This is a genomic window from Cryobacterium sandaracinum (genome assembly GCF_004403415.1).
GTDB classification, from domain to species: Bacteria; Actinomycetota; Actinomycetes; order Actinomycetales; family Microbacteriaceae; genus Cryobacterium; species Cryobacterium sandaracinum.
This window is the reverse complement of record NZ_SOGO01000042.1, coordinates 119,651-134,423: the sequence shown is the minus strand read 5'-3', so window position 1 is coordinate 134,423 and position 14,773 is coordinate 119,651. Positions and strand designations below refer to the sequence as shown.

Below are 14,773 nucleotides of genomic sequence, written 5' to 3'. Positions count from 1 at the left end.
GTTAGGCCCGGGGCTGGCCCATCCGTGCGACCAGTCACCGGCGATGCCATAGTGGAGTCATGGCCAGATTCCTGATCAAGCTGATCCTCAACTCCGTCGCCCTGTGGCTCACGACCCTGCTCGTCAGCGGGGTGCGGGTCGATCCGTTCGCCGAGGGCACGACCGCCCTGATCGCCACCTATCTGTTGGTCGCGCTGGTCTTCGGCCTCGTCAACAGTGTGATCGGCGGCTTCGTGCGGGTTGTCGCGTTCCCGGTCTACATCCTCACGCTCGGCCTGATTTCCTTGATCGTGAATGGTTTCCTGCTGATGATCGTGGCCTGGTTCTCGGGCCTGGTCGGCTTCGGGCTCGTGGTGGACGATTTCTGGTGGGGTGTGCTCGGCGCACTCGTGCTGGGCATCATCAGCTGGATTCTCGGCGTGCTGATCCGACCGGTCACCCCCCGCTCGTAGCGATCTCCAGCCGTCGGGTCAGCCGTCGGCCAGGCGGAAGCCCCGCCACCGGGAGGACTCGCCAGCTTCCCTGCCGAGGATCTTCCCGAGGGTCTCCCGGAACTCCTGTAATCGTGGTTCCTCGGAGCCGTCCATGAGCCGCCCGGTCTCCCGGTAGGTGGTGAGGGCGTGAGCCGGCAGCGGCCGGTCGACCGGCACCTCCGTCTCAGCGAACACCTCGCGGCGCACCACCAGGCGCTCATCGTCGCCGGTGGCCGTTCCCCCCAGGGCAGGGACAAGGTCGTCGGTGTGCTCGACCATGACGGCCTCCACGTCTGCGGGCAGGGCCACTTGGGCGGTGAGTCCCCCAAAGGTCGCCACCGCGACGGTGTTGAAGTCCCCGGACGCCGCGAGCTGCGCCGCGACCAACCCGCCCTGCGAGTGACCCACCGGAACCACCGGGTCGCCCGGCGCCACCCCGGCCTCCCGCAGGGCATCGACGACCGCCCGATAGGAGCCGGAGCCCTGGTCGGCGAGGGCGACGAGGTTGGAGGTGAGGTCCCACGGTTGTTCACCGGCGACCGGACTCCACGCCGCGGTGCCGCCGATGTAGACCACCCAGGATGCGTCGTCCGGACCGCCATAACGCTCGATGCGCACCTGCGGGGCGTCCTCCGACACCGAGGGGATGCGGGCAGCCAGGTCCTCGAAGCCGGCCGGCGGAGCGACGGGTCGGCCGGGGAGAGCGGCGCCGGGCCGCGCGGCACCCGCAGGCGGCGGGCCGAGGGGGCGGGTCCCACCGTCGAGCCGCTCCACCGACACGGGAGTCTCGCGCAGCAGGCCGAGGGGGCGGGCGAGCCCGACCAGGCCCGCCGCGGTCGTCGTGACACCGAGCAGGCCGAGGCCCTCGTCGCCGAGGGCCAGTGACACCGGGAACGGCACCCCGGCACGACCGGTGGCCGCGTCGTCGGCCGAGGAGACGATCACCCGCACCGCCTCGACCAGGACCGGGTTGGTCAGGGCCCGCGGATGCGCGTGGACCCAGGCGCCGATCTCGGCGGGCGCGTCTCCCGGACGCCGGCCGGTGAGCAGACCGCCGAGCACCAACCCCACCACGCCGACCGTGAGGCCGGGCACGGCCGCCAGGGCCAGAAGAGGTGCCAGCAGCCCGAGGGTGGAGCCCAGCCAGGCCCCGGAGAGGCTTGCTCCCCAGTCCCGCAGGCGCTCGGCCCTGCCGTAGCCCTCCGCCGCCGCGATGAGAGCGTCGGCGAGGGTCTGGCTGCGCTCCGCGACTCGCTCCAGGGCGGAGCGGGCCGCGAACACGTTCATCCCGGCGTTGGGCAGGCTCATCACCGGACCGAGGGGCTGGTCGGAATCCAGTGCCTGGATGCGCGCCACCCGCACCAGCCAGTCCTCGGCGTCACCCTGAAGCAGCCGCAGCCGCGCCGCCTCGGCCAGCAGCGTGTCGGTGGCGACGAGCGTGCTCCCGCCGCCGGACACGATCAGGGTGTCGCCGGGGCCGCCAGGCTGCTCCCCCGTCATCGCACCGCCCGGGCTGGAGCCGGGCCGGGTGCCAGGGTCGGGATCGGCGCCCGGGCCTCGGCCAGAGCAGCCCCGCCCTGATCGATCGCGGCCACCACCTCGGTGAGAGCGGCGTCGAGGAGCCCGGCGGCTCGGCGGAGTTCGCCGGCGAGGTCGCTGCGCTGACGGTCGTAGTTCCGCTGGGCCTCTGAGCGCCACGAGCCGGTCAGGTCGCCGGCCGTGAGCCGGCCCGCCGCCATGTCGACGTCGTCGCGCAGCAGGCGCAGCAGCATCCGTCGCTGCCGAAGTTCGTCGAGGCGCGCCTCCAGCGCGTAATGAGTCACGATCGTGCAAGTCGAGCTGGTGCCGCCCGGAATCTCCATCTCCGCCCTTCTGCGCGCTGCGGATTCGCTGCCAGTGAGCGTGCCACCCCCGGCAGACGTGGTCGCTATGAATCCGAGAGTTCACGGAACATGCCGCACGACGGCGGCTGGGGAGGGGGCCGGGTGCAACACAATGGGGAGATGGACATTGTGTCGATCACACCCGATGAGTCGACACCGTTCCGCATTATTTTCGTCTGCACCGGGAACATCTGCCGTTCGCCGATGGCCGAAGTCATGCTTCGCGATCTGATCACGCGCTCCGGCCTGGGTCGTTTGATCACCACCAGCTCCGCCGGCACCGGCGACTGGCATGTCGGCGAGCAGGCGGATCAGCGCACGATCGCCGCCCTGGCCACCCGCGGCTACGACGGCAGGCATCATCGGGCCCGCCAGTTCGACCCCGAGTGGTTTGCCGACCTCGACCTCGTCGTGGTGCTCGACCGCGCGCAGGAACGCATCCTTCGCAACTGGGCCACGACCGAGCGTGACCGCAGCAAGGTGCGCCTGCTGCTCAGTTTCGATGCGGCCCAGGCTGCCCTGCTGGACGTTCCCGACCCCTACTATTCCGACGATGCTTTCTTTGACACGGTTCTTGGCATGATTGAAAGCGCAAATGAAGCGCTCTTCGCGCAACTTGCACCCGCAATCCGACAGGGAGTCCGATGAGTCCGTTACCGCCCCAGGTCCTCAGCCCACTCGATGGCCGCTACCGCGCCGCCGTCACCGAACTGGGCGAGTACCTATCCGAGGCAGGCCTCAATCGGGCCCGGGTGCAGGTCGAGGTGGAATGGCTGATCACCCTCACCGACCGCAGCCTGTTCGGCTCCGTACCGCTGAACGCGGAGCAGAAGCTCGGCCTGCGCGCTCTGGTCACCGACTTCGGCCAGACCGAGATCGACGAGCTGGCCGTGCTGGAAGCCACCACCCGGCACGACGTGAAAGCCGTCGAGTACCTCGTGCGCCGCCGCCTGAGCACGCTGGGCCTCGACCACATCAGCGAGCTCACCCACTTCGCCGCCACCAGCGAGGACATAAACAACCTGTCCTACGCGCTGACCGTGAGCGACGCTGTGCGCGAGGTCTGGCTGCCCAAATTCCGCGCCGTCATCGGCGCCCTGCGCCTACGCGCCCTCGAATACCGCGCCGACTCCATGCTGGCCCGCACACACGGCCAGCCGGCGACACCCACCACGGTGGGCAAGGAGCTCGCGGTCTTCGTCTACCGGCTCGAGCGCCTGGCCCAGCAGGTCGAGGACAGCGAGTACCTGGGCAAATTCAGCGGTGCCACCGGCACCTTCGCCGCCCACGTCACGGCCGATCCCGCCGTCGACTGGCCGGCCGTGTCGCGCGGCTTCGTCGAGGGCCTCGGGCTCACCTGGAACCCGCTGACCACCCAGATCGAGCCCCACGACTGGCAGGCCGAGCTCTACTCGCGCGTCTCCCACGCGAACCGGGTGCTGCACAACCTGGCGACGGATGTCTGGACCTACATCTCGCTCGGCTACTTCCGTCAGATCCCGCAGGTCGGGGCCACCGGCTCATCGACCATGCCGCACAAGATCAACCCCATCCGCTTCGAGAACGCGGAGGCCAACCTCGAGCTGTCCAGCGCGATCCTCGACTCGCTCGCGGCGACACTGGTGACCTCGCGGCTGCAGCGCGACCTGACCGACTCCACCACGCAGCGCAACATCGGCGTGGGCTTCGGACACTCCCTGCTCGCCCTCGACAACATCCTGCGCGGCCTCGGCGAAATCGACATCGACCGCGCCATGCTCGCCCGCGACCTCGACGCCAACTGGGAGATCCTCGGCGAGGCGATCCAGACCGTGATCCGCGCCGAGGTGTCGGCGGGGCGCTCTACGATCGAGGACCCCTACGCCCTGCTCAAGGAACTCACCCGGGGCAAGCGGATCAACCGGCACGATCTGGTGGCCTTCGTCACCGAACTGGAGATCGGCGACGCCGCCAAGGCGCGGCTGCTCGATCTGACCCCGGGCAGCTACGTGGGTCTCGCGGACCCGCTTCTCGACTACCTGACCTAGCGGCTGCGCGGGTGCTGCGCCGTTCCGCTGGTGGCGTGCCACGTGCGCAGCAGCGCACCCCACGCGCGGCGTCAGAATGCTCGTGGCGTCGGAGTACGCACGGCGCCTCCGTTCAGAGGCCGCGGTCCTGCTCGTCGAGGTCGGACCTCTCGGCCGGGTTCGGCTTCATGCCGAGCACGAGCATCGCGATCACGACGAGCACGAGGATGAACGTGCCGCCGAAGCCGATCAACGCCAGCACCACGTCCCGGGTGCTCATCAGCACGACCAGGCCGAGGAACACGGCCATCACGGCCGAGAAGCCGACGAGTTCGATCGGCTTGAGCTTCTCGGAACGGCTGGGCGTGCGCGGGGTGTTCTGGGTCACAGGGTGTCCGAATCGTTGGGTGAGGCCGTGAGGGCGCGGGCGGCATCCGTGCCGGACCACTTGAGGGAGAACCCGGCGATGGCGAGGTAGACGCCGAGCATCACGAGGTAGGCGCCGAACAGGCCGACCGACACCACTGCGTTGGGCGGCAGCAGCAGGAAGATCACGGCCAGCAGGGCGGTGACGGCGCCGACCAGCAGCCAGTCACGGTCGGCCGGGTCGCGCCGACGCGCACGGATGCCGCTGTACAGCTCGAGAAAACCGGTCACCGCCGCCCAGACCGAGACCAGGAGGAGGAAGAAACCGAGCCCGCCCGCGTGGAAGAGCAGCGCGAGGAGGCCGGCGGCGACACCAACGGCGCCCTGCACCACAAAGAGGGACCGCTCCCGCGGATCGGCCAGCGTGCGCCGGCTGAGCAGACCCACCGTGAGGCCGCTGAGAAGCGCGAAGACGCCGAACACGAGAAGGCCGAATTCCGCCGAATGATCGGCGTTGAAGGTAATCGCGGCCGCCGGCACAAGGGTGAGGGCGGCCCGCAGCACCGGCACCGGCCAGTACCGGCCGGTGGTGGAGTGTGGAGCCTGGGCGTTCGCCACGCGACGACCTCTTTCATTGCGGGTTGAGACGAATACAGTCTACGCGGGCGGTCCTGGCCGCCCGCTGGGCCCCGGTGCGCAGATCGGTCAGAACAGGGTGTCGCCGATGTAGCCGTCCGTTGCGCATCCCGGCGGAATCGCGAACACTGCGGAACCGATCGGGGTGGTCCACTGGTTGAGCAGGTCGAGGGTGTCGAGGCGCTGCTGGATGGGCACGAACTGCGCGTCGACATCCGCCTGGAAAGACGCGAACAGCAGTCCGGAGTTGGAGACGCCGGAACCCTGAGGCGCGTCGTCATAATTGTAGCCGCGGCGGTGGATGCGCTGGGACCGGTCCTCCGACCGGGCGCGACGCAGGTGGGAGTACTCGGGGATGACCGGGAACCCGAGCGCGTTCGTCGCCGTGAAGTCGGGCTCGTCGCGCTCCTTCGTGCCCGTGAGCGGCGCCCCGACGGCGAGAGTGCGTCCGACCGCGGACTCGCGGCCCGAGCGGTCGAGCCCGTCCCACGTGTCGAGGTTCATGCTGATCCGGCGCAGGACGAGGCTGGTTCCACCCACCAGCCAGCCGGGACCGGAGGCCGTGCCCCAGACCAGGGCATTGAAGTCGGCCGTTCCGGCGGACGGGTTCGCGGTGCCGTCCACCTGGCCGAACAGGTTGCGCATGGTGGTGCCGGGCTTCTCCGAACCGGCTGCTCGGCGGAAGCCGGACTGAACCCACCGCACCGACGCGAAGGAGCGCAGGTCCTTCAGAAGCATCCGGGTAGCATGGGCGACCGTCATCGGGTCGTCGGCGGCGATCTGCAGCAGCAGGTCACCGTCGTTCCACTCCGGCTGGAGCCGGTCGATCGTGAACGCGGGCAGGGACCTCAGCCAGCCGGGAGCCTCTCCCCCGGCGACGGCGACGAGGCCGGGCCCGAAGCCGAAGGTGACCGTCAGCCGGGCCGGCACGACGGCCAGCTCGGGTTCCGAGTCGGCCAGGGCGCCCTCGCCCTGGGTGAGCCGGGCGGCATCGTCGGTCAGGATGCGCATCATCCGCCGCAGCGCGGCCCGGTCGATCTGCGCGGGCAGGTTGAGCGCCACGAACGTGACCCGGGCCTGCGGGTCGGTGTCCACCCCGGCCTGGTGCACCCCGAAGAAGGGAACGGCGTCGGTGCCGCGAAAGAGCGGTACCGATGGAGCCGCAGAGCCGCCGATCCCGGCCTTGGCCACGAGGTCGATGCCCATGGCTCCGGCCGCACCGATCCCGGCGGCGGCACCACCCAGAAGAAGGTGGCGCCGGCTGAGCCGGCGGCCCGACTGCACGGACGATTCGGGCGGTCCACTCCGTTCATTCTCTGTGAGGGAACTCACTGGCTGTCGGTATCCATGTCCATTTCGGTGTCGCCCTCGTATGTTTCGTTGGCCCCGGTGTAGTCCTTCACCGGGGCTGAGAAGTCCAAGCTCGACCCGTCGGCGAGGTCGAGGGTGAAGGCGGCCGCATCGCCGGCGGCGAGCGGGCCGGTGAGCCCCATCAGCATGATGTGGCGGCCGCCAGGGATGAGTTCGATGGAGCCGCCGGCCGGCACCACGAAGCCATCCGGATTCTCCTGCATGACCATGTCGCCGGCGTCGTTGGCCACGGTTTCGTGAAGTTCGATCATCGAGGCTGCGGATGTCTCGGCTGAGACGACCGTGATGTCGTCGGGTCCGGAGTTCTCGAGCAGGCCGAAGGCGCCGGTCATGCCGGACTCGCTCGCCTTGACCCAGGCATCCGTCATGGCCAGGGTGTCGGCCGAGGTGGCGCTGTCGGTCGTCGCCGCGGGTGCCTCGGTCGCGCCGGCGCAGCTCGAGAGGGCCAGCATCAGAGCGGCGGCGGCAACGACGAATCGGGTGGGAACGGTGTTGAGCTTCATGAGGGGTTCTCCTGGTCTGGTGCGTTGGGTGCTCGGGAAACGATGCGGCGTGTCAGGTGCTTCAGGTGCTTCACGGGTTGCCGCGGCGCCTGGCTCGCCAGGCAATGAACAGGGCGACGGCGGCCAGTCCACCGAAGGCACCGAAGAGCCCCACCGCGACCACCGAGAGTCCCGTTCCGTCGGCGGTCTCTTCCGAGGCGGCGGATGTCGCCTCGCCGGACGGGTCCGGCGCCGCGGTTGCACCCGCAGTCGACTGTGATCGAGGCTGGGCCGCGGCGCCCACGGTGAAGGCGAAGGCGCCAGAGACCGGGTGACCGTCGGCGGACACGACCCGCCAGCGCACGTCGTAGGCACCGTCGGGCAGGTCGGCCGCCACCGGCTGGGTGGCCTGCGGCCCGTCGAGCCGCATGTCGCCCTCTGCCCAGTTCTTCTCCTCGGTATCGACAACCATGACGATGGCGCCGACCTCGAGGATGTCGTCCGTGAACGTGATGGCGATCTCGGCGGGAGCGAGGTCGACGTTCGCACCGTCGGCCGGCACGGTCAACGCCACCTGGTCGTGGGCGTCGGCCGCCGGAGCCACCGGGCTGAATATGGACAGAGCGATCACGGCCAGGGTCAGGAAAACGGCGGCTGCCGGGCGTCGCGGTTGGGCAGAAATCATTGAAATCTCCGATTCGTGGAGGGAAGAGATGGGGCGGTGCGACGGCAGATTCACCGGGCACAGACGTGCCGGTGGCCGGGTGCGCAGACGCCGTCGACCTCACCGAGGTCGAACGGAATCACTCGGGCCAGGTGTCAGCGGGTCAGCGGGTCAGCGGGTCGCGCGCAGGGTGCAGCGCATCGGGATCAGAGCGCACGAGTAAGAAGGTCAGAGCCTCACGGTGCCAGGGCGCGCGGGGGCGGACCGCGGCGTAGCGCACTGGAGAGCAGTACGCCGAGATCGGCAGGAACGAAGACCCGGCGGAAAGCAGGGCGCAGCGTCGCCGCATTCGTTCCGATCTGCGCCGGAGCGAGGCGTTCGATCAGGACCGCGATGAGACGGATCGTCGTCTCCTCAAGCAGCGCCCAGAACGTCTTCTCGCCGCGGTACAGGGCGGCGATGGTGACGAGGGCGGCCAAGGCGTGTGCCACCCACATCCAGCCACCAGGCAGGGCGCCGACCGCGTGCATCAGGTGGGGGGTCGCGTCCGCCAGGGTGACGGCTCCGTGATGGGAGGTGCTCGTCATCGTCGTGCTCGAGGCCCCGCCGAGGCCGAACAGAACGTGCAGCAGAAGCTGGCTGACCCCGACGGAGAGGGAGAGACGCAATAGCGACAAGCTTGTGCCGGCCAACAGTACGGACGCTATCCCCGCGAAGGCGAGGGCCAGACCCACGCTGAGCCAGCCGGGAGCGTTGCCGCCGCCGGCGATGTGCGAGAGGGCGGCGACGAAGACGGCGACGGATGCGGTCAGCCATCCGCGACCGAATCGCGCCCACCTGCTCGTCATGGCCCTCCCTCGCACCGGAACCGCCCCGATCGGGATCAGGGTCGGATCCCTGACTGAACCCTACCGCCCTGACCTGTGCGCCGGGGCCGGGCGGGCACCGAACTCAGAGCGCGTTGACCGCGCCGAGCACCTTCGTCAGAGAGTCCTTGGCGTCGCCGAACAGCAGCGTCGTCTTCGGGTCGTAGAGCAGCTCGTTCTCGATGCCGGCGAAACCGGGACGCATCGACCGTTTGAGGAACACCACCTGCCGGGCATCACCGACGTCGAGGATCGGCATGCCGTAGATCGGCGAGCCGGGCGACGTCTTCGCGGCCGGGTTGACCACGTCGTTGGCGCCGACGACGAGGGCGACATCCGTGTTCTTGAACTCGGGGTTGACCTCGGCCATCTCCTTGAGCGCCTCATAGGGCACATTCGCCTCGGCGAGAAGCACGTTCATGTGCCCGGGCATGCGCCCGGCCACCGGGTGGATGGCGAAGACGACCTCGATACCGCGCGCCTCGAGGGTGGTGGCGAGTTCGGCGATGGTGTGCTGGCCCTGCGCCACGGCGAGGCCGTAGCCGGGCACGATGACCACGCGCTGGGCGTAGTTGAGCAGCACCGCGACGTCTTCCGCATTGGAGCTGCGCACGGGCCGGTCGCTCTGGGCGGTCGACCCGGCGGTGGAACCGCCCTTGAACGCCCCGAACAGGATTCCGTTCACGCCGCGACCCATGGCGGATGCCATCGCCCGGGTCAGGATCGTGCCGCTGGCGCCCACGAGGGTGCCGGCCACCACAAGGAGCAGGTTGCCGAGAACGATGCCGGAGGCCGCGACGGCCAGTCCGGTGAAGGCGTTGAGCAGGGAAATCACGATCGGCACGTCGGCTCCACCGACGGGGAGCACGAGCAGTGCCCCGACGAGCAGTCCCAGCACGAGCAGACCGATAGCCCAACCGGCCGCACCGGTGGCAACGACAAAGCCCCCGGCCACAAGGGCGGCCAGCACGATGCCGCCCATCACGATCGCGAGGCCCGGGAAGATGAGAGGCCTGGAGCTGATCAGACCCTGCAGCTTGCCGACGGTGACCGCGGAGCCGGAGAACGAGACGGCGCCGATGAGCATCGTGAAGACCACGGCCACCTTGCTCCACGGGCTGTCGGTGCTGCCGAGCTCCAGCATGGCGACCAGTGCCGCGGCACCGCCGCCGACGCCGTTGAACAGCGCGACGAGCTGGGGCATCTGCGTCATCTCCACGCGCCGCGAAATGGGGGCGGCGATCGCCGACCCCACCGCGATGGCGATGAGGATGGCCGGGATGTTCTCGATCCGGGCGGAGAGGAAGACGGTGATCACGGCCAGCAGCGCGCCGGCGGCCCCGATCAGGTTGCCGCGGCGGGCGGTCTTCGGCGAGGAGAGCCCGCGCAGGGCCAAGATGAAACAGACCGCGGCGATCAGGTAGAGCAGGCTGGTCCACTCGGGGCTGAGCAGGCTCATTTCGTCGCGTCCTTCGGATCGGTCTTCGGGCCGGCGCCGGCCGGTTTGCGGGGGGCGAACATTTTGAGCATCCGGTCGGTCACGACGAAGCCACCGACGAGATTCGCGGTGGCCATCACCACGGCGAGCAGGGCGACCGCGAGCAGCCACGGCTCCAGGGTCTGCCCGGCGACGATGATGGCTCCGATCAGGATGATGCCGTGGATGGCGTTCGCCCCGCTCATCAGTGGGGTGTGCAGGGTGCTCGAGACCTTCGAGACGACCTCGAAGCCGACGAAAACCGCCAGCACGACGACGGTCAGCAGGGTGATTGGATCCATCAGTGTTCTCCTGTCGCGGCGGCGGCCACGGCGGCGGCCGTGGGTTCGTGCCGGATGGTGCCGTCATGCGTCAGGCAGGCCCCGGCGACGACCTCGTCCGTGAAGTCGGGCGTCACCGTGCCGTCGACGGTCATCAAAGCGAGCAGGTTGGCCACGTTCTTGGCGAAAAGCCGCGAGGCGTCCGCCGGCATCGTGGAGGGGGCGTCCTTCATGCCCACGAGCGTGACGGAGCCGTCACCGACCTGGGTGGGCACCAGGGTGTCCACACCGGCGAGAACACCCTCGACGTTCCCGCCGGTCTCGGCGGCCAGGTCGATCACGACCGAGCCTGGACGCATCGCGGCCACCATCTCGTGCGTGACGAGCAGCGGGGCCGCGCGACCGGGGATGGCCGCCGTGGTGATCATGACGTCGGCTGCGGCCACGTAGGGTGCAAGCAGTTCGCGCTGGCGCACGGCACGGTCTACGCTCAGCTCCCGGGCGTAGCCACCCGTACCCTCGACGGCGTCCAGGTCGAGGTCGACGAAGGTGCCACCCATGGAGGTGACCTCATCGGCCGAGGCCGGGCGCACGTCGTAGGCCGAGACCCGGGCACCAAGGCGCTTGGCCGTGGCGATTGCCTGCAGTCCGGCCACGCCGGCCCCGAGCACGAGCACTCGAGCCGGCGGAATCGTACCGGCCGCGGTCATGTAGAGCGGGAAGAAGCGGGGGAATCGGATGGCCGCCTCGAGCACTACGCGATAGCCGGAGACCAGCGATTGGCTAGTGAGCGCGTCCATCGACTGGGCGCGCGAGATGCGCGGAACCAGCTCGAGGGCAAAGGCCGTCGCGCCGGCCGCGGCCAGGGCGGCGACGGTGGCCAGCTCGGAGGCCGGCGACGCCAGGCCGACCGTAATCGTGCCGGGGCGGAGAGCAGCCGCGAACTCCGGGGCGAGGGGGCGCACGTGGCAGTAGACATCGAGGTCGCCCGGGGTGAGGTGCGGCACAACGGCGGCACCGGCATCCGTGTAGGCGGCGTCGCCGTGACCGGAAGGGGCGCCCGCACCGGACTCAACCAGGACCTCGAGTCCAAGGGTTGTGAGCTGGGTCACTGTCTCGGGGGTCGCCGCGACGCGGCGCTCACCTTGCAGGCGTTCTCGTCCGATGCCGACTCTCACGCGCGTCTCCTTCGTGGCGAACGGCCACGAGCGAGAACGGACCGATCCGAACGCTTGCACGGCACTTTCGTCCCCGTTCGTAGCGTAGTGGGATTCGCGTGCCGCCCGGAGAATATGACCGCGTTGCGGCGGGTGTGTAGGTTCCTGACTCAGTTGTCATTGGCTACTGCCGAAATCACGGCGAATTCTGTGCACCTGTCACCGCGCCAATCCCCGTCTACCTGTCACTATCCTCGACCGTGTCTCAACCTTGTCCTGCAGGTGGTCAAGGGGTGAGATCACCCGGCAATACCCTTATGGCATGTCAGCAGTTGAGGAAATTCCGAGCATCGTGGCTTCAATCACAGCCGCCGTCGCGATAGGCGTCTCAGTCAGTGGCGCCTTCATGCCGAACGTCGGTCTAGGTCGAATTGAACGACTCACGTCTGCGATTGAGAAGCTCTCTGGTCCAGACCAAGCGTCCTCAGCGAAGTGAGATCGCAGCTGATCAGAAACTATGTCAAAGCATCTTCTTCATGGACATTAACTGCTGACCGGATTCAAGTTGGCGTGCTAACGGCCGGTGGAACTCTGATGTTCGTTTCACTGGGCGCGAGCTTCATCGCGGCTGCGTCAACTTCACCGGGATCGGAGGACCGGTCGAGCGCCTGGTGGATCCCTGGCTATGTCATTGGCCTGGGCACGGTGGTTGTCAACTCAATCATCTTGTTGTGTCGGAGAGCTCGCGCCAAGAAGGATCCGGAAGGACACACAACTCGATCCATCGTGACCGTTCCACAGCCGCCAGTCGGCACACCGACTAATGCAACATCCACTGCAGCAGAAACTTGTAAGAAGCTAGACCCGCTGCATCGTTAGCGCTTGGACGCTCCATGCCTGCTACGAAATGCGTCGTCTCTCGATGCCAGAATCGAGAGTGGGGCGTGTCACGACCAACTTTTCGGCGGAAGGCGAGTCCACCCGTGAGTCCGAAGCACGAAGTTGAACTGGTATGAGCCTCGCGCCGCCTCTTGGACGCGTTTGGATGCCTTCCCGAGGAGTCTACGGAGGACAGCACTCGGGCTCATCCCGAGGATCGCTGCAATTTCCCGGGCGGACTCACCCTGGTCGACGTAGTGCCGCACGGGAAACTCCCGTGAAATGTCTTTCGGGCGACGACCACAAGGAGGTGGCTGGATTCCATGTTCCTTAAATTGCCGAGAAAGCGTGGTTCTTCCGAATCCGGCGTCCTGTGCAATCCGGGTAAGAGTGTTCCCGGCGGCGGTCTCTGCGACGAAAGCACTCACCGTGAAAACTTCCCTCGCTGCGAGGTTACGGTGCCAATTCGAAGGGCGTTATTTCGGATCTCTGAAGCCGACGGCCGGTGGTTCGAGTATCAAGCCCAATACCGTTCAGTTAAGCGTTTGAGTGGTGATTTCTGGCTCGTGGAGGGGTTGTGGCCAGTGCGCGTGGTGGAAGCGTTTGGCGGGCCGTTTTGAGACCTTGCGTTTGATGACGCGAGGGTTTGAACGCCGTCGTCGCGCGGGGTTCAGCCGTCGGATCAGGGCGCGTACCGCATGGCGCCAGACCGCTTTGGCGTAGTCAGGGTGCGGGGGGGAAAAAAGCGCCCTGAGTCACGGAACGGCGGGCGATGCGGAGTGCGGCGATGAGGGAGACCCGGTCAGGGTCGCGGTGAGCATGCTGGGCGGCCTCGACCATGAGGGTGCGGATCGCGTAGTGGCAACAGAGGTGCCCCCAGATTTCCTGCTTGACCAGGTCGGGGAATTTGGACCGCATCACCATGCGCGGACCGCGTTGATGAGTCTTCAGCTCGTCGGACATGGACTCGATCTCCCACCGTTCGGAGTACACGGTCGCGAGTTCTTCCGCGGAGGCCTCGGCCGGATCAAGGATCGTGGTCAGCAGCCGGTAGGCGTCAGGGTTGTCGCGTCCGTCGTCGATCGTGTAGTCCACGACCCGCACGGTCAGTGGTGGTGTCGATTGCCGCCCCGGGCCCGAGGTCGGGATGATCGTGGTCTCGGCCGAGCCGGTCCACCTTCCGAACCAGGAGCGTGTCACCATGACGCAGCGCCTTCAGGCAGGCCGCCAGGTGTGGCCGTCCGTCCTTCTTGCCGGATACCCGGTCCTCGTAGACATCCCCTGCAGGGACGCCGGCAGCCAGGAGTGCGTCTCGTTGTAGATCAGTGCTCTGCGAACCATCAGCTTTTGACACGCGCATGCATCCGACGTGCATGCTCGACCCCTGTCATCTAAACGTTCGATTACGTGACATCACGTGCGTATCGCCCAGAAACCCGAAATTTGTCACATAATCTGCCAGGCATTTCACGTGTTGCAAAGGATCAGCGCGCAAGCCAAATTGACGAGAATTACTAATATCCTGCAGATGCTGAAACCGAGGCCTGTGAGTCTCAATGGTCAAGGGCGTTGTTTCGGCAGTTATTTGTGACCGATTTCTGAGTCATCAACCGGCTTGACACACCCCATTTGGGTCACATAGATTTTTTGCGTTGCTCTAGGCCCTGTCAGCGGATTCACTCACCACATCCAGGGAGTGCCTTGTCTACACTCGTCATTCGAGCGTCCGGGACCGCACCATGGCCACCGCCGAGACGGAGCCGCGTCCCCCCGTGACGGTGCCGGCGACCATTTGCTTCTCGAACAAGTAGCCGCCGGTGACGCGCTCGCCTTCGGCTCCTTGTATGACGCCTCCGTCACCGAAACCTATGCAATCTGCATGTACAAGTTTGCAATGCCGTCGTCGGCCGACACAGCCATGGTCAAAATATGGATCTTCCTTTGGAGCCACGCCGCCGCACTCAACGAACTGGCGGGTACAACAAAATCCATCGTGTTGTGTCCACTGCCTGGGCCGTCATCTCGCAGCGCCGCAGAAGCCTCCGTCAGCTGATTACCCGTAAGATCCGCTAGGTCAGCTCGTCCTCATAAGACCAACAAAACGCGCGGCAAAACGATACGCGCAATGTTGGTAGCGGCAACGAATTTACGAGCCACCCCTACCTACGCGCCAGCGTTGACGGATCGGAGGCGCTACCAGGCACACCAGTACAGTTCTGCCTGCGTGCCCAG

General features: G+C 67.4%; 16 protein-coding genes and 1 pseudogene. 4 read left to right on the top strand and 13 right to left on the bottom strand.

All coding sequences use genetic code 11. The features are described from left to right. Window positions 1-59: 59 nt before the first annotated feature. Entirely contained in the window at window positions 60-452 is a 393-nt protein-coding gene (locus E3T25_RS15890; protein ID WP_104099761.1) for a phage holin family protein, read from the top strand. An 18-nt stretch (window positions 453-470) separates the two neighbouring features. Here the strand turns inward: E3T25_RS15890 and E3T25_RS15885 are convergent, their stop codons facing one another. Both E3T25_RS15885 and E3T25_RS15880 read right to left on the bottom strand, forming a co-directional pair. Next, a complete protein-coding gene (locus tag E3T25_RS15885; RefSeq protein WP_134375325.1) occupies window positions 471-1,973 on the bottom strand; it encodes a hypothetical protein in 1,503 nt (500 codons plus the stop codon). Next, window positions 1,970-2,335 carry a hypothetical protein gene (locus tag E3T25_RS15880; RefSeq protein ID WP_104099763.1) on the bottom strand — a complete coding sequence of 122 codons (366 nt, stop codon included), beginning with the start codon at window positions 2,333-2,335 and terminating at the stop codon, window positions 1,970-1,972. Before E3T25_RS15880 ends, E3T25_RS15885 begins: the two co-directional genes overlap by 4 nt. Before the next feature lie 141 nt (window positions 2,336-2,476). On the opposite strand from E3T25_RS15880, the gene E3T25_RS15875 reads away from it, so the two are divergent. Both E3T25_RS15875 and purB read left to right on the top strand, forming a co-directional pair. Beyond that, window positions 2,477-3,004 carry a low molecular weight protein-tyrosine-phosphatase gene (locus E3T25_RS15875; RefSeq protein ID WP_104099783.1) on the top strand — a complete coding sequence of 176 codons (528 nt, stop codon included), beginning with the start codon at window positions 2,477-2,479 and terminating at the stop codon, window positions 3,002-3,004. Further along, the gene (purB, locus tag E3T25_RS15870) at window positions 3,001-4,383 is read left to right on the top strand and encodes an adenylosuccinate lyase (RefSeq protein ID WP_134375321.1); all 1,383 of its coding nucleotides are present in this window, start codon (window positions 3,001-3,003) and stop codon (window positions 4,381-4,383) included. The genes E3T25_RS15875 and purB overlap by 4 nt, the downstream gene beginning before the upstream one ends. A gap of 112 nt (window positions 4,384-4,495) precedes the next feature. Here the strand turns inward: purB and E3T25_RS15865 are convergent, their stop codons facing one another. From E3T25_RS15865 to E3T25_RS15815, 11 genes and pseudogenes are all read right to left on the bottom strand, one after another. Continuing rightward, a complete protein-coding gene (locus E3T25_RS15865; protein WP_104099765.1) occupies window positions 4,496-4,750 on the bottom strand; it encodes a hypothetical protein in 255 nt (84 codons plus the stop codon). Next, window positions 4,747-5,346: an HdeD family acid-resistance protein gene (locus tag E3T25_RS15860; protein ID WP_104099766.1), complete on the bottom strand. Its 600-nt coding sequence runs from the start codon at window positions 5,344-5,346 to the stop codon at window positions 4,747-4,749. Before E3T25_RS15860 ends, E3T25_RS15865 begins: the two co-directional genes overlap by 4 nt. A gap of 87 nt (window positions 5,347-5,433) precedes the next feature. Next, window positions 5,434-6,648, bottom strand: a complete 1,215-nt coding sequence (locus tag E3T25_RS15855) for a Dyp-type peroxidase (protein ID WP_420898251.1) — start codon at window positions 6,646-6,648, stop codon at window positions 5,434-5,436. 44 nt (window positions 6,649-6,692) lie between these two features. Next, window positions 6,693-7,238: a copper chaperone PCu(A)C gene (locus E3T25_RS15850; RefSeq protein ID WP_134375319.1), complete on the bottom strand. Its 546-nt coding sequence runs from the start codon at window positions 7,236-7,238 to the stop codon at window positions 6,693-6,695. Between the two features lie 70 nt (window positions 7,239-7,308). Continuing rightward, window positions 7,309-7,902 carry a copper resistance CopC family protein gene (locus E3T25_RS15845; protein WP_134375317.1) on the bottom strand — a complete coding sequence of 198 codons (594 nt, stop codon included), beginning with the start codon at window positions 7,900-7,902 and terminating at the stop codon, window positions 7,309-7,311. Between the two features lie 215 nt (window positions 7,903-8,117). Further along, window positions 8,118-8,729: a hypothetical protein gene (locus E3T25_RS15840; RefSeq protein ID WP_134342720.1), complete on the bottom strand. Its 612-nt coding sequence runs from the start codon at window positions 8,727-8,729 to the stop codon at window positions 8,118-8,120. Between the two features lie 103 nt (window positions 8,730-8,832). After that, a complete protein-coding gene (locus E3T25_RS15835; RefSeq protein ID WP_104099770.1) occupies window positions 8,833-10,206 on the bottom strand; it encodes an NAD(P)(+) transhydrogenase (Re/Si-specific) subunit beta in 1,374 nt (457 codons plus the stop codon). Next, window positions 10,203-10,526: an NAD(P) transhydrogenase subunit alpha part 2 gene (locus tag E3T25_RS15830; RefSeq protein ID WP_104099771.1), complete on the bottom strand. Its 324-nt coding sequence runs from the start codon at window positions 10,524-10,526 to the stop codon at window positions 10,203-10,205. Before E3T25_RS15830 ends, E3T25_RS15835 begins: the two co-directional genes overlap by 4 nt. Continuing rightward, a complete protein-coding gene (locus E3T25_RS15825) occupies window positions 10,526-11,683 on the bottom strand; it encodes an NAD(P) transhydrogenase subunit alpha (protein WP_104099785.1) in 1,158 nt (385 codons plus the stop codon). The genes E3T25_RS15830 and E3T25_RS15825 overlap by 1 nt, the downstream gene beginning before the upstream one ends. 1,581 nt (window positions 11,684-13,264) lie before the next feature. Further along, window positions 13,265-13,654 (bottom strand): annotated as a pseudogene (locus tag E3T25_RS15820) (transposase); the annotation flags it as partial. Continuing rightward, entirely contained in the window at window positions 13,599-13,901 is a 303-nt protein-coding gene (locus E3T25_RS15815) for a recombinase family protein (RefSeq protein WP_478213432.1), read from the bottom strand. The gene E3T25_RS15815 and the pseudogene E3T25_RS15820, both read right to left, overlap by 56 nt. Before the next feature lie 432 nt (window positions 13,902-14,333). Between E3T25_RS15815 and E3T25_RS15810 the strand changes: the two genes are divergently transcribed. Then, a complete protein-coding gene (locus E3T25_RS15810; protein ID WP_134375313.1) occupies window positions 14,334-14,594 on the top strand; it encodes a hypothetical protein in 261 nt (86 codons plus the stop codon). Window positions 14,595-14,773 lie beyond the last annotated feature (179 nt).

Bases quoted from the DNA above. Each gene is read 5' to 3' on its own strand.
- E3T25_RS15885 (WP_134375325.1), bottom strand. From the start codon at position 1,973: ATGACGGGGGAGCAGCCTGGCGGCCCCGGCGACACCCTGATCGTGTCC.
- E3T25_RS15890 (WP_104099761.1), top strand. From the start codon at position 60: ATGGCCAGATTCCTGATCAAGCTGATCCTCAACTCCGTCGCCCTGTGG.
- E3T25_RS15835 (WP_104099770.1), bottom strand. From the start codon at position 10,206: ATGAGCCTGCTCAGCCCCGAGTGGACCAGCCTGCTCTACCTGATCGCC.
- E3T25_RS15875 (WP_104099783.1), top strand. From the start codon at position 2,477: ATGGACATTGTGTCGATCACACCCGATGAGTCGACACCGTTCCGCATT.
- E3T25_RS15840 (WP_134342720.1), bottom strand. From the start codon at position 8,729: ATGACGAGCAGGTGGGCGCGATTCGGTCGCGGATGGCTGACCGCATCC.
- E3T25_RS15850 (WP_134375319.1), bottom strand. From the start codon at position 7,238: ATGAAGCTCAACACCGTTCCCACCCGATTCGTCGTTGCCGCCGCCGCT.
- E3T25_RS15815 (WP_478213432.1), bottom strand. From the start codon at position 13,901: ATGCGCGTGTCAAAAGCTGATGGTTCGCAGAGCACTGATCTACAACGA.
- E3T25_RS15845 (WP_134375317.1), bottom strand. From the start codon at position 7,902: ATGATTTCTGCCCAACCGCGACGCCCGGCAGCCGCCGTTTTCCTGACC.
- E3T25_RS15880 (WP_104099763.1), bottom strand. From the start codon at position 2,335: ATGGAGATTCCGGGCGGCACCAGCTCGACTTGCACGATCGTGACTCAT.
- E3T25_RS15830 (WP_104099771.1), bottom strand. From the start codon at position 10,526: ATGGATCCAATCACCCTGCTGACCGTCGTCGTGCTGGCGGTTTTCGTC.
- purB (WP_134375321.1), top strand. From the start codon at position 3,001: ATGAGTCCGTTACCGCCCCAGGTCCTCAGCCCACTCGATGGCCGCTAC.